Annotated in this window: 10 protein-coding genes and 3 pseudogenes; 9 read left to right on the top strand and 4 right to left on the bottom strand. The window is 62.8% G+C overall.

Annotated features, from left to right (window positions below; translation table 11 throughout):
• Window positions 1-94: 94 nt before the first annotated feature.
• The 3 genes and pseudogenes from ACQKP2_RS15205 to purB all read left to right on the top strand — a co-directional run.
• A pseudogene (locus ACQKP2_RS15205) lies at window positions 95-460 on the top strand (aminomethyltransferase beta-barrel domain-containing protein); the annotation flags it as partial.
• Window positions 457-1,080: a high frequency lysogenization protein HflD gene (hflD, locus tag ACQKP2_RS15200; protein WP_427577529.1), complete on the top strand. Its 624-nt coding sequence runs from the start codon at window positions 457-459 to the stop codon at window positions 1,078-1,080. The pseudogene ACQKP2_RS15205 and the gene hflD, both read left to right, overlap by 4 nt.
• A 127-nt stretch (window positions 1,081-1,207) precedes the next feature.
• Window positions 1,208-2,089, top strand: a pseudogene (purB, locus tag ACQKP2_RS15195) (adenylosuccinate lyase); the annotation flags it as partial.
• Window positions 2,090-2,092: 3 nt separating this feature from the next.
• Here the strand turns inward: purB and ACQKP2_RS15190 are convergent.
• The 4 genes and pseudogenes from ACQKP2_RS15190 to ACQKP2_RS15175 all read right to left on the bottom strand — a co-directional run.
• Window positions 2,093-3,817, bottom strand: a pseudogene (locus tag ACQKP2_RS15190) (glycine dehydrogenase (aminomethyl-transferring)); the annotation flags it as partial.
• A 9-nt stretch (window positions 3,818-3,826) separates the two neighbouring features.
• Window positions 3,827-4,210: a glycine cleavage system protein GcvH gene (gene gcvH / locus ACQKP2_RS15185; RefSeq protein WP_427577527.1), complete on the bottom strand. Its 384-nt coding sequence runs from the start codon at window positions 4,208-4,210 to the stop codon at window positions 3,827-3,829.
• A gap of 391 nt (window positions 4,211-4,601) precedes the next feature.
• The gene (locus ACQKP2_RS15180; protein ID WP_427577525.1) at window positions 4,602-6,110 is read right to left on the bottom strand and encodes a sigma-54-dependent transcriptional regulator; all 1,509 of its coding nucleotides are present in this window, start codon (window positions 6,108-6,110) and stop codon (window positions 4,602-4,604) included.
• A 69-nt stretch (window positions 6,111-6,179) separates the two neighbouring features.
• Entirely contained in the window at window positions 6,180-7,103 is a 924-nt protein-coding gene (locus tag ACQKP2_RS15175) for a LysR family transcriptional regulator (RefSeq protein WP_427577524.1), read from the bottom strand.
• 151 nt (window positions 7,104-7,254) lie between these two features.
• Between ACQKP2_RS15175 and speB the strand changes: the two genes are divergently transcribed.
• The 6 genes from speB (at window position 7,255) to ACQKP2_RS15145 (ending at window position 14,100) form a co-directional block, all read left to right on the top strand.
• Window positions 7,255-8,253, top strand: a complete 999-nt coding sequence (gene speB, locus ACQKP2_RS15170; RefSeq protein WP_427577522.1) for an agmatinase — start codon at window positions 7,255-7,257, stop codon at window positions 8,251-8,253.
• 56 nt (window positions 8,254-8,309) lie between these two features.
• A complete protein-coding gene (locus ACQKP2_RS15165) occupies window positions 8,310-9,821 on the top strand; it encodes an aldehyde dehydrogenase family protein (RefSeq protein ID WP_427577521.1) in 1,512 nt (503 codons plus the stop codon).
• A gap of 22 nt (window positions 9,822-9,843) precedes the next feature.
• Entirely contained in the window at window positions 9,844-9,972 is a 129-nt protein-coding gene (locus tag ACQKP2_RS15160; RefSeq protein ID WP_427577519.1) for a hypothetical protein, read from the top strand.
• A 23-nt stretch (window positions 9,973-9,995) separates the two neighbouring features.
• Window positions 9,996-11,564: a purine-cytosine permease family protein gene (locus ACQKP2_RS15155; protein ID WP_427577517.1), complete on the top strand. Its 1,569-nt coding sequence runs from the start codon at window positions 9,996-9,998 to the stop codon at window positions 11,562-11,564.
• A gap of 2 nt (window positions 11,565-11,566) precedes the next feature.
• Window positions 11,567-13,255, top strand: a complete 1,689-nt coding sequence (gene betA, locus ACQKP2_RS15150; protein WP_427577516.1) for a choline dehydrogenase — start codon at window positions 11,567-11,569, stop codon at window positions 13,253-13,255.
• A 386-nt stretch (window positions 13,256-13,641) separates the two neighbouring features.
• Window positions 13,642-14,100 carry a GNAT family N-acetyltransferase gene (locus tag ACQKP2_RS15145; protein WP_427577515.1) on the top strand — a complete coding sequence of 153 codons (459 nt, stop codon included), beginning with the start codon at window positions 13,642-13,644 and terminating at the stop codon, window positions 14,098-14,100.
• Window positions 14,101-14,106 lie beyond the last annotated feature (6 nt).

The raw sequence follows: 14,106 nt of genomic DNA, 5'->3' as shown, positions 1-14,106 counted from the left end.
GCGGAACTAAATTACCTTTTTAGCCCAACAGACGTCGATCGACCTCCACCGATTCAAGCCTATTTGGATACAGTATTTCTTGTAGAGTCCTTAAGAAGAGCCGTGGTACGTACTGATCAAGGACCTGGAACACAACGAGCTGATCGTCGGCCAGGGTAACGATCACCCGTGGCTGTTCTCCCGCGCCCTGCTCGCTTCGGACATCTATTGGGTCAACCCGATCGACCTGAGCCAGCCGCGCAGGCTGACCGCCAAGGTTCGCTATCGCCAGAGCGACCAGCCATGCACGCTGGAAAAGACCGCTACCGGTTATCGTGCAACGTTCGATGACCCGCAACGCGCGGTGACACCCGGCCAGTCCGTGGTGTTTTACGACGGCGAGATTTGCCTCGGCGGTGGCGTGATCGAAGTGGCGGAGCCCTGGACCAGCAAAGGCACAGCAAAAGGCGAGCAGCAATGAGCCCCATTCAGGAGCAACTGACGGCACTGGGCGGCGTATTCCTCGCCGCTGTACTGGTCGACAGGATCGCCAAGACCGGCCAGACCAACGAGGCCGGCCTGACCTGCATGCTCGGCAGCCTGTTGATCCGCGACCCGAAGGACACCCTGGAAGTCTACGGCGGCGACGACATCAATCTGCGCGAAGGATATCGCGCCCTGATCGGCGCCCTCGAACGCGACCCAAGCGCCTTGCAACGCGAGCCGCTGCGCTATGCGCTGGCCATGCTCGGCCTTGAGCGCCAATTGGCAAAACGCGGCGACATGCTTGACATGATCGGCAACCGCCTGCCGCAGATCCAGTCCCAGGTCGAACACTTCGGCCCCGCCCATGAAAACGTGATCGCCGCTTGCGGCGCGCTGTACCAGGACACTCTGAGCACCCTGCGCCAACGCATTCAGGTGCACGGCGACATGCGCAACCTGCAGCAACCGAGCAACGCGTCGAAAATCCGCGCCCTGTTGCTGGCCGGCATTCGTTCGGCACGCCTGTGGCGGCAACTGGGTGGTCATCGCTGGCAACTGGTGGTCAGCCGCCGCAAGTTGCTCAGAGAGCTTTACCCGCTGATGCGCAGCAGTTGAAACGCATCACCTGCACCAATTTGTAGTCTGTAACGCGTAATACGCTGGTCAGTTGGCAACGGACCTGCGGATTTTTTCATGTATGATACGCGCCCCATTTCGTTGCCCGACTGTCCGAGAACACCCCATGCAGCTCTCTTCGCTCACTGCGGTTTCCCCTGTTGACGGCCGCTACGCCGGCAAAACCCAGGCCCTGCGCCCGATTTTCAGTGAGTACGGCCTGATCCGTGCCCGCGTTCTGGTTGAAGTGCGCTGGCTCCAGCGCCTGGCCGCTCACCCTGCCATCAGCGAAGTGCCGGCGTTCTCCGCCGAAGCCAACGCCGTATTGAACGCCCTGGCGGAAAACTTCTCCCTTGAGCACGCCGAGCGCGTCAAAGAGATCGAGCGCACCACCAACCACGACGTCAAAGCCATCGAATACCTGCTCAAGGAGCAGGCAGCCAAGCTGCCGGAGCTGGCCAAGGTCAGCGAATTCATCCACTTTGCCTGCACCAGCGAGGACATCAACAACCTGTCCCACGCCCTGATGCTGCGCGAAGGCCGCGATGACGTGATGCTGCCCCTGATGCGCCAGACCGCTGAAGCCATCCGCGAACTGGCCCTGCGTTTCGCTGACGTGCCAATGCTGTCGCGCACCCACGGGCAACCGGCGTCGCCGACCACCCTGGGCAAGGAACTGGCCAATGTGGTCTACCGTCTTGAGCGTCAGATCGCCCAGGTCGCTGCCGTTCCGCTGCTGGGCAAGATCAACGGCGCCGTCGGCAACTACAACGCGCACCTGTCGGCCTACCCCGAGATCGACTGGGAAGCCAACGCCCGCGCCTTCATCGAAGACGAGCTGGGCCTGGCCTTCAACCCTTACACCACACAGATCGAACCGCACGACTACATTGCCGAGCTGTTCGATGCGATCGCCCGCTTCAACACCATCCTGATCGACTTCGACCGTGACATCTGGGGCTACATTTCCCTGGGTTACTTCAAGCAGCGCACCATCGCCGGCGAAATCGTAGAGGCCGGCGTATTCACCCTGGGAACCGGCGTTCGGTTGCAGCGACACCGCGTCGTAACCGGTGGCGGCGCAGAGCATCGCTTCCAGTTCGTCGGTCAGTTGCTGGTAACCGGCGTTCTGTTCGGCCGGGGCGAACGGGTGCAGGGCGCCGAATTCGGCCCAGGTCACCGGGATCATCTCGCTGGCGGCGTTGAGCTTCATGGTGCACGAGCCCAGCGGGATCATGGTGCGGTCCAGCGCCAGGTCCTTGTCGGCCAGCTTGCGCAGGTAGCGCATCAGCTCGGTTTCCGAGTGATAACGGTTGAACACCGGGTGGCTGAGGATCGGCGACTGGCGCTCCAGCGCGGCCGGCAGGGTGCCCTGAACGCTGGCGGCGAGGGCGGCGAAGTCCGGCAGGGCCTTGCCGTCAGACAGCAGGCTCCACAGGGTTTCGACGTCGGCCTGGGTGCTGGTTTCGTCCAGGGACAGGCCCAGACGTTCGCCATCGACCACGCGCAGGTTGATCCGCTGGGCGCGGGCCTTGTCGTGCAGGGCGGCGGTGTGGGCGCCGGTGTTGACGGTCAGGGTGTCGAAGAAGTTGGCTTGTTCGACGCCCAGGCCCAGCGTGCTCAAGCCCTGGGCCAGGATCGCGGTCAACTGGTGCACGCGCCGGGCAATCTGCGTCAGGCCCTTCGGACCGTGGTACACGGCGTACATGCTGGCGATGTTGGCCAGCAGCACCTGCGCGGTGCAGATGTTGGACGTGGCCTTCTCGCGGCGGATGTGCTGCTCGCGGGTCTGCATGGCCAGGCGCAGCGCCGGCTTGCCGAAGCGGTCGACCGACACGCCGACCAGGCGGCCCGGCATGTCGCGCTTGAACGAATCCTTGGTGGAGAAGTACGCCGCGTGCGGGCCACCGAAGCCCAGCGGCACGCCGAAGCGCTGCGCGCTGCCGATGGCCACGTCGGCGCCGAACTCGCCCGGCGGGGTCAGCAGGGTCAGGGCCAGCAGGTCGGCGGCCACCGCCACCAGGGCGTTGGCGGCATGGAAGCGCTCGGTGATGGCGCGGTAGTCGAAGACGTCACCGTTGCTCGCCGGGTATTGCAGCAGGGCGCCGAAGAACGGCGTGGCGTCGCTCAGTTCGCGCTCGTCACCGACCACCACGTCGATACCCAGCGGCTCGGCACGGGTGCGCAGCACGTCGAGGGTCTGCGGGTGGCAATGCACCGAGGCGAAGAACTGGTGGCTGCCCTTGTTCTTGCTCAGGCGCTTGCAGAAGGTCATGGCCTCGGCGGCGGCGGTGGCTTCGTCGAGCAGCGAGGCGTTGGCGATCGGCAGGCCGGTGAGGTCGCTGATCAGGGTCTGGAAGTTGAGCAGCGCTTCGAGACGGCCCTGGGAGATTTCCGGCTGGTACGGCGTGTAGGCGGTGTACCAGGCCGGGTTTTCCAGGAGGTTGCGCAGGATCGGCGACGGCGTGTGGGTGCCGTAGTAGCCTTGGCCGATGAAGGTCTTGAACAGCTGGTTCTGGCCGGCGATGGACTTGATCAGCGCCAGGGCATCGGCTTCGCTCAGGCCGTCATCGAGGCCGAGCACGCTGGTGCCCTTGATGGAGTCAGGAATCACGCTGGCGCTCAGGGCTTCGAGGGAGTCGAAACCGAGGCTATTGAGCATGGCTTGTTCGTCGCCGGCGCGCGGGCCGATGTGGCGGGCGATGAATTCGTTACGGGTATCGAGCAGGGCAGTCATGGGAAGTCCTCAAGCGTCGGCCTGATCCTGGATCAGGCGGTCATAGGCGGCTTGGTCCAGCAGTTGGCCGAGCGCCTCGGGGTCGGCCGGCTGGAAGCGGAAGAACCAGCCTTCGCCCATCGGGTCTTCGTTGACCAGCTCCGGGTTGCCATCCAGTTCGCCGTTCACATCCATCACTTCACCGTCCAGCGGCATGCCGATGCTGCTGGCGGCCTTGACCGACTCCACTACCGACACTTCAGTACCGGCGGCAAAAGTCCCCAACTCGGGCACCTGCACAAACACCACATCCCCCAGCGCCTGTTGAGCAAACGCGGTGATGCCCACAGTGACGCGGCCATCGCTTTCCAGACGCAGCCATTCGTGTTCGACGGTAAAACGCAATGTGCTCATAGCAACTCCTCATTGTTCTGACCCATCCGCTGCAGGTGGCGGATGACGATTTGCAGGCTCGTGCGGTGCAGCGAGCGTGGCTGGGAGAGGAGATAGCAAGGGCGATGCCAGTATTAATTAATTGTTTTAAATCAATCTGTTAGCTTCGTTTTTGTGTTTTTGGCAAGCAGCCGTTGTATTGAAATCAATACAAACCGGTGAGGACGAGGGCGAGAAGTCCGGGATAGACGGGTTGCAAGATGTTTGTCTTGATTTCGATACGCCGTATCGATTTTCACACGCACCGCTTTCTGTAGGAGCCAGGCTTGCCGGCGAAGGCAGCCTTACGTCATGCGGTACCGTTGAAATCGCCTTCGCCGGCAAGCCTGGCTCCTACGGGTATGTACGACGTTCAGGGTTTGTTGGGTATGCCGTACTTGCGCAGTCGAACGGCAATCGCGCTATGGGACGTTTGCAAGCGCGCGGCCAGCAGCCGGCTCGACGGATAGCTGTGGTAAAGCTTTTCCAGCAGATCCTTTTCAAAGCCTTCGATGGCCGCTTCCAGGCTGCCGACTTCGCCGTCGTTCTGCCGCTCCACCGCCGTGCGTGCGATGTCGAGGTCGTCGATGTCCACCAGCGGGTTTTCGCAAATGGCCGTGGCGCGGAAGATGACGTTTTGCAGTTGCCGCACGTTGCCCGGCCAGCGGTTGCCGAGCAGCGCGGCAAAGGTGCCCGGCGCCAGCCGACAGACCGGGCGCTGGATCTGCGCGCAGGCTTGCTGCATGAAGTGCTGGGCCATCAGCAGAATGTCGTGGCCGCGTTCGCGCAGCGGTGGCACTTGCAGGTTGAGCACGTTGAGGCGGTAGAACAGGTCTTCGCGAAAGTGTCCTTCGCCGACCATCTTCTCCAGGTCGCGGTGGGTCGCGCTGAGGATGCGTACGTTGACCTTGACCTCACGGTCGCCACCGATCCGGCGGAAACAGCCATCGCTGAGAAAGCGCAGCAACTTGGCTTGCAGGTAGGGTGACATTTCACCCACTTCATCGAGAAACACCGTGCCCTGATCGGCCAGTTCCAGCAGGCCCAATTTGCCGCCGCGCTGCGCGCCGGTGAAGGCGCCGGGCGCATAACCGAACAGCTCGCTCTCGGCCAGGCTTTCCGGCAGCGCCGCGCAGTTGAGTGCCAGGAACGGCGCCTCGCGTCGGCCGCTGATGGCATGACAGGCACGGGCCACCAGCTCCTTGCCGGTGCCGGTTTCGCCCTGGATCAGCAGCGGTGCATCCAGGGCCGCGACACGTTGCGCCCTGGCCTTGAGCGCGCGGATCGGTGGCGATTCGCCCAAAAGCGTATCGAAACCTTCGGCGTGGTCATGGTGCAGCGCCGACAGGCGTTCGCCGATGCGATTGGGTTGATACAAGGTGAGCAGGGCACCGGCATCGGTGACGGGCATGGCATCGAGCAGCAGGGTGTGACCACCGAGGCTGACTTCGCGCATCGGCAGGCGGAAGCCATGTGCGACCAGCTCCGGTTGCAGGGCCGGATCATCGAACAGTGTATTGAGTGACTCGCCGGCCGGTTCGCGGCCGCACAGGGCGATCAGCGCGGGATTGCCCAGCAGCACATGACCTCGGTCATCCACCGCCAGCACCGGGTCGGAACTGGCCGCCAGCAGGGCTTCCAGTTGCAGGCGCCGGCGTTGCCCCGGAAGGATGTCGACCATGGTCACCGCCTGCACGCCCTCGACGCCGAGGAAGGCTTCGCGCAATTCTTCCAGCACCCCGGCGTCGAGCGTCGGCGCGTCGATGTAGACGTTGGGCGGCACCATCTCGACGGCGTCCAGGTTGAGGCTGCGACGACCGAGCAGGGCCAGGACTTCCTGGGTGATGCCGACGCGGTCGATGAAGGTGACGTGGATGCGCATAAGAGACCTGAACAGGTGGTGCAGCAGCGGCTGCGTCAATGAGTATGTCGAATACTTCGGGTGTCGTCGTCAGGGCTTTTGCGCCGTCGGTGTCTTGCGCGAGCAGGCCGCCAGGTCTTCAAGGAATGCCTGCAGGATAGGTGGCGGCGCCGTGCCGCGCCGGGTGATCACGTCGAACGGCGACATCAGGTGCAGGCTCTGGGGCGCCAGTTGGTGTATCTCGCCGGTCTTGATCCATTGGGCGGCGAAGTGCGCCGGCAGGAAGCCCAGATAGGCACCGGAGATGATCAGGATCGCCAGGGCCTCGATGTTGTCCACGGTGGCCGCGGCCTTGCTGACGCCCAGGTGTTCCAGGTCGTATTGCTGCATGTAGCCGCGCACGACAATCCGGCTGGTGGCCAGTTCTTCGAGCAGTTCCTCGCCCTCGGCCTGGCTGCCGTACAAGGGATGGCGCCGGCCGCAATACAGCCCCAGCGCTTCCTGGTACAGCGGCGAATGCAGCAGCCCCGGCACGTAGATCGGAAAGTGCCCGATGGCCAGGTGCAACCGGCCGTCGAGCACCCGTTCCTCAAGTTCCGCCGGCGTACCGACGTAGACGTTGAGGTGCACATCGTGTCCCCGCGATACGAAGCGCTGGGTGGTGCGCGGAATCGGCGAGTCCGGGTCGGTAATGGTGGTGTCGATGATCCCCAGGTTGAGCTTGCCGCTGATGTGCTGCTTGAGCACGTCGGCGTCCATGCAGAAATTTTCCACCGCCGACAGCAGGCGCTGGGTGGCTTCATGAATCGCCACGCCTTGCTCGGTCAGGCGAAAACCGCTGCGCCCACGCTGACAGAGCTTGACCCCAAGGCGGGTTTCCAGATGGGTCATCTGTTCGCTGATGGTCGACTGGCCGGCGTTCAGCGCGGCTTGCGCGGCAGAGAAACCGCCGCAACGGACAATCGTGGCAAACACCCGGAGCAACTTCAGATCGACATCGTGCAGCTGGATCACGTGGGAACTCCTGCGTGGGGATGCATCGGTAATGCCGATATGAGTATCTGATGTTTGGCATTTTTTCCACGAAAAGCTGAGCTCATAGTCTTTCCAACGGCGGTCGCCTTGCAGTCCGCCAGGCCGATAACAAGAAGTGGAGAGGCTAGAAATGTCGAACAACGGTTATGAATCCGGTCGCCTGAACCTGCCATTCGTGGGTCATTGCACCTTTGGCAAAGCCCCGGTGTGCACCGATTGGGATGCCCTGGATGCCGACGTCGCGGTGCTCGGCGTGCCCAATGACATGGGCACCCAATGGCGCTCCGGCGCGCGCTTCGGACCACGCGGGATTCGCGAGGCATCGACGCTGTTTTCCTTCGGCCACGCCGGCGCCTACGACCATGAAGACGACGTGATGTACCTCACCGCGTCGGACGTGCGCATGGTCGATGTCGGCGACGCGGACATCGTCCACACCGACATGGCCACCAGCAACAAGAACACCGAATACGCCGTGCGCAAGATCCTCGACGCCGGTGTCATGCCCGTCGTGCTCGGCGGCGATCACTCGGTGCACGCGCCGGTGATCAAGGCGTTCGAAGGGCGCGGTCCGATCCATATCATCCACTTCGACGCGCACCTGGATTTCGTCGACGAGCGCCACGGCGTTCGCTACGGCCACGGCAACCCGCTGCGCCGTGCCTCGGAAATGAACCACATCGCCGGCATGACCCAGATGGGCATCCGCAACGTCTCCTCGTCCAACCGCGACGACTACGAAGCGGCCCATGAAGCCGGGTCGAAGATCCTGTCGGTGCGCGATGTGCGCCGCCTGGGCGTGGAAGGCGTGCTGGCGCTGATTCCACAGGACATCAACTACTACATCACCATCGACATCGACGGTTTCGACCCGTCCATCGCACCCGGCACCGGCACCCCGAGCCACGGCGGCTTCCTCTACTACGAAGTGCTGGAAATCATCCAGGCCCTGGCCAAACGCAGTAAAGGCAACATCGTCGGCATGGACCTGGTGGAGGTTGCACCGGTGTACGACCCGACCGGCATGACCTCGATTCTGGCGGCGCAACTGTTGCTCAACAGCATCGGTTTCATCTTCCACGAGCGGGGCAAGGTGCGGGCGGCCAACAGCGAATCCGTTCCAGCCTGATCATCGAAACCACAACCCCCCCGGCAGGACCTGACTGCCGGGCCGAGAGAATAAAAATGGACACGATCGTCAAACAGTACCTACAAAAATTCGGCGTCAGCGAAGCGACCCAGACCTTCTTGAGCAAGGTGCAGAAAATGTTCATCGGCGGCGCCTGGGTCGAGGCCTCCGACGGCCAGACCTCGGAGGTCATCGAACCTTCCAGCGAAGGGCTGATCACGCGCATTCCCATGGGCACCGTCGAAGACCTCGACCGCGCCGTGCAAGCGGCCCGCGCACAGTTCGACGGCGGCGCCTGGCGCCAGGCCAAACCGGCCGAACGCGAGCGGTTGATCCAGCGTCTGGCGGACCTGATCGAGGAAAACGCCGCCGAACTCGCGGAGATCGAATCCATTGACATGGGCAAGTCCGTGGCCTTCGCCAGAGACGTCGATATCCAGGGCACCGTCGACACCCTTCGCTATTTCGCCGGTTGGGCCACCAAGCTCCACGGGCGCACCGTCGAGCCTTCGCTGCCGGGCAATTACCTGGCCTATACCCGCAAGGAGGCGGTGGGTGTGGTCGGCGCCATCGTGCCGTGGAACTTTCCGCTGCAAACCATGGCCTGGAAGCTCGGCGCGGCGCTGGCCACCGGTTGCACCGTGGTGGTCAAACCCGCCGAACTGACCTCGCTGTCGGCCCTGCGGTTTGCCGAGCTGGTGCAAGAGGCGGGCATTCCGGACGGGGTCATCAACATCGTCACCGGGCGTGGCAGCGTGGTCGGCGCCGCCATGGCCACCCATCCCGGCATCGACAAACTGACCTTCACCGGTTCGACCCCGGTCGGCCGTACCGTCGGCCGCGCCGCCCTCGACGAAATGAAGCGACTAACCCTGGAACTGGGAGGAAAATCACCGGTAATCGTCCTGGCCGATGCGGACATTCCAGCCGCTGCGCAAGCGGTCGCCAACGGGGTGTTTTTCAACTCGGGGCAAGTGTGCGACGCCGGTACGCGAGCCTATGTGCATCGCAGTGTCTACGACCAATTCCTGCGCGAGCTGGTCGCCTACACGCGAACGTTGAAGATGGCCCCCGGCCTGGACCCTGAGTGCTTCATCGGCCCGCTGGTGTCGGCCCTGCAGAAGCAGCGCGTGACCGAGTACATCGAAACCGGCAAGCGCGAAGGTGCCGAACTGATCTACGGCGGCCAGCCGGTCGAGGGCAACGGCTTCTTCGTCGAGCCGACGATTTTTGCCCACTGCCGCAACGACATGCACATCGTCCAGGAGGAAATCTTCGGCCCGGTACTGGTGACCGCCGCGTTCGATGACGAGGAAGAGGCGCTGGCCCTGGCCAACGACTCGCCCTACGGCCTGGCGGCGGCTCTGTACTCCAATGACCTGGGCAAGGTGCACAGCCTGATTCCACGGTTGAAAGCCGGCTCGGTCTACGTCAACGCCCACGGCACCCTCGACCCGTCGATGCCGTTCGGTGGCTACAAACAGTCTGGGTTCGGCAAGGATTTGGGTGCCGAGCAGCTTGATTACCTGCTCGAAACCAAGGCGGTATGGATCACGCTGCCCAGCTGATGCTTTTCCTGTAGGAGCGAGCATGCTCGCGATGGTCGTCAACGATGACGCGGGCATCCTGACTCCCCGCGGTGAAGCTGAATCCATCGCGAGCGTGCTCGCTCCTACAGGGGAAAGGTTCATCCGAATGGATGCGGTTATCTCGTCATGATCTTCCAACAATAAGAGACCATCATGAACATTGACGCCAAGCCTGCACCGAATGTGTCCCTACTCGACGACAAATCCGTGGTCGAGAGTCATTCCATCGATTTCATTCCCGAGAGCGAGCGCACCGACAAGCTGTCGAGCCAGGGCCCGTTCTGGTTCCTCGGCAACTTCACCTTCTTCACCATGACCATCGGCTTCGTCGGCCCAAGCGTCGGCCTGACGGCGCTCTGGACCACACTGGCCGGTACGCTGGGCATCATGTTCGGCACGCTGTTCATGGCCTTCCACGGCTCGCAGGGGCCGCATCTGGGTTTGCCGCAGATGATCCAGTCCCGCGCCCAGTTCGGTTATCGCGGGGTGATCCTGGTGTTGCTGGCCACACTGTTCGTGTTCGCCGGGTTCAACATCGTCAACCTGGTGTTGATGATGCAGGGGCTGCATACACTGTTCGGCTTCAACCCCGCGGCGATTGCCGTCGCGGTGACCGTACCGGCGGCAGTGCTGGCGATTCTCGGCCATGACTGGATGCACCGCAGCTTCAAATGGGCACTGTATCTGTCGCTGCCGCTGTACGGCCTGGTGACCCTGGCGGTGCTGATGGGCTGGGTGCCGGATGCGGCGATGCCGGCGCTTGCGGCGGGCGAAACGGCCCCGGCGCCGCTGGGTTTCAACTGGACCGGTTTCATTGCCCAGTTCGCGGCGGCGGCCAGCTACAACATCGCTTACGCACCGTACGTGTCCGACTACTCGCGCTACCTGCCGAAGAACACCTCCAGCGGCAAGTTGATTGCGGTGGTCTTCCTCGGCGCTTCGTTGTCCGGTGCCTGGATGATTTCCGTCGGTGGCTGGCTGGCCGACCACCTGCACTCGACCGACGTGCTGGTGGCCCTCGGGCAAGTCGGTAATACGGTGTCGCCACTGATGGGCACGGCGGTGGTGGTGATCACCATCCTGGCGTTCCTGCCAGTGATTGCGATGAACATCTACAGCGCCAAACTGACCACGCTGACCTGTGTCGACTCCATCAAACACATCGAGCCGACCCGCAAGGCACGCATCCTGGCCATCGGTTTCGTGATCCTGCTGCAACTGGGCGTGGCCCTGAGCATCCAGAGTTCGGGCAAAGGCCTGTCGGTACTCGGTATCTACCTGGTGGTGATGCTGTACTTCCTGGTGCCCTGGACCTCGGTCAACCTCACCGACTACTTCTTCGTACGCAAGGGCCGCTATGCCATCCCGCACTTCTTCATGCCCCACGGCAACATCTACGGCAGCTGGGGCGTGCGCGGCATGCTCGCCTATGCCATCGGCTTCATCTCGATGATTCCGTTCTTCTACATCTACGACGGCGTCGAGCAGCGCGAAGTGTATGTCGGCCCCCTGGCCAAGGCGCTAGGCAGCATCGACATCGCCTGGCTGGTCGGGCTGATCGTGTCGGGGCTGGCCTACTACTGGTTGAGCCGCTCGATCGATCTCAAACGCGAAGAAAGCGTGATTCAGCACATCGAAAAAACCTGTCCGCAATACACCACCGGCGACTCGCTGACCCAGGCTTCGCGGCCGGTGTTCAACGAAGCGGCGGCACGGAGATAATCATGGCAACGCAAAAATACGACTACATCATCATCGGCGCAGGCTCGGCAGGTTGTGTATTGGCCAACCGCCTCAGCGAAGACCCGGCCACCCGAGTGCTGGTGCTGGAATTCGGCGGCAGCGACCGCAGCGTGGTGATCCAGATGCCCAGTGCGTTTTCGATCCCGATGAACACCAAAAAGTACAACTGGCGCTACGAAACCGAACCGGAACCCTTCCTCGACGGCCGGCGCATTCACTGCCCACGGGGCAAGGTGCTGGGTGGGTCTTCGTCGATCAACGGCCTGGTCTACATCCGTGGCCATGCCTATGACTTCGACGAGTGGGAGTCCCTCGGTGCCAAGGGGTGGGGCTATAAAAACTGCCTGCCGTACTTCAAGCGCGCCGAGAGCTATGAGGACGGTGGCGACAACTACCGTGGACAGTCCGGACCGTTGCACACCACCAACGGCAACCACATGAAAAACCCGCTGTATGGCGCCTGGGTCGAAGCGGGGGCGGAAGCGGGCTACATCAAGACCGAGGACTGCAACGGCTACATGCAGGAAGGTTTCGGCGCGATGCACATGACAGTGAAAAACGGCGTGCGTTGCTCCACGGCCAATGCGTACCTGCGTCCGGCCATGAGCCGCCCGAACCTGACCGTGATCACCCACGCGATGACCCGCCAGATCATCCTCGACGGCAAGCGCGCGGTAGGGGTCATGTATGACCATGAAGGCCAGACCCACCAGGTGTATTGCAACCGCGAAGTGCTGATTTCATCCGGCCCCATCGGTTCGCCACACCTGCTGCAACGCTCCGGCATCGGCCCGGCCGAGGTCCTGCGCAAGGCCGGGATCAGCGTACGCCATGACCTGCCGGGGGTAGGGGAGAACCTGCAGGATCACGCCGAGGTGTACATCCAGTTCGGCTGCAAGGAACCGGTGACGCTCAACAGCAAGATGGACCCGCTGAGCAAATTGATGATCGGCCTGCGCTGGCTGCTGTTCAAGGATGGCCTGGGTGCCACCAACCACTTCGAGGCCGGCGGTTTCATCCGCTCCGACAAGGGCCTGCGCTGGCCGGACATTCAGTTCCACTTCCTGCCCGCCGCCATGCGTTACGACGGCAACAAACCGATCAAGGGCCATGGTTTCATGGTGCTTACAGGCCCCAATAAACCGAAAAGCCGCGGGTACGTGCGGGTACGCTCGGCCGACCCGTACCAGCACCCGGAAATCCGCTTCAACTACCTGGAACGCGAAGAGGACCGTGAAGGCTTCCGCCGCTGCATCCGCCTGACCCGCGAGATCATCGGGCAGAAGGCGATGGATCGCTTCCGCGACGGTGAAATCGCGCCGGGGCCGCTGGTCAATACCGATGAAGAACTCGACGCCTTCGTTCGGGCAAACCTGGAAAGCACCTATCACCCTTGCGGTTCGTGCCGCATGGGCGAGGACGACATGGCGGTGGTGGATTCCGAACTGCGGGTGCGTGGCATCAGCGGCTTGCGGGTGATCGACTCCTCGGTGTTCCCGACCGAGCCGAACGGCAACCTCAATGCGCCAACCATCATGCTCGCCGAGCGCGCCTCGGATCTGGTGCGCGGCACGGCGATGCTGCCGGCGGCGGATGTGCCGGTAGGGCTGGTGGAAAACTGGGAAAACAGCCAGCGCTCGACATTGCCTGGGCGTAACGTGCGGGTTTGACCCTTTTGACTGATCGTTCCCACGCTATGCGTGGGAACGCCTCAAGGGACGCTCCGCGTCCAGTGACGCAGAGCGTCACGGGCTGCATTCCCACGCAGAGCGTGGGAACGATCAACCCTTGTAGGAGCGAGCAAGCTCGCGATGAACCTGAGAACGCCGCGGGGTGTCAGGCATCCAGCTTTATCGTTGACGACCATCGCGAGCGTGCTCGCTCCTACAGGGCTGCTAGGCTGTACTCCTTCAGACCGACCCTTGTAGGAGCGAGCAAGCTCGCGATGAACCTGAGAGCGCCGCGGGGTGTCAGGCATCCAGCGTTATCGTTGACGACCATCGCGAGCATGCTCACTCCTACGCTGTAATCCTTCAGACTGTAATGGAGCACCCCCATGCCTATTAAGGCCCTGCGCGCCGACGCTTCGCACCTCGACACCATCGCCCCGTTATTCGATGCCTACCGGGGCTTTTACCGCCAGCCTTCGAACCTTGCGCAGTCCCGCGCTTTCATTGCCGAGCGCATTGCCCGTAACGAGTCGGTGATTTTCCTTGCCGAAGACGCCAACGGCGAGGCCTTGGGTTTCGTGCAGATGTTCCCGACCTTTTCCTCCATCGACGCGCACCGCACCTGGTTGCTCGGCGACCTGTTCACCACGCCCGCCGCCCGTGGCAAAGGGGTAGGCACCTTGCTGATGAACACCGCCCGCGACTTCGCCCGGTTGAGCGGTGCCAAGGGCATGACTTTGGAGACCGCAACCGACAACTACAGCGCGCAGCGCTTGTATGAGTCGCTGGGTTATGTGCGCGATCCTGGCTACTACACCTACTGCCTGGATTTGACCCAGGGTTGAGGGGCC

The organism is Pseudomonas sp. NPDC089569, from assembly GCF_050280625.1.
GTDB lineage: Bacteria > Pseudomonadota > Gammaproteobacteria > Pseudomonadales > Pseudomonadaceae > Aquipseudomonas.
Note: the sequence above shows the minus strand (reverse complement) of the source record. Positions and strands in the feature narration are given on the sequence as shown.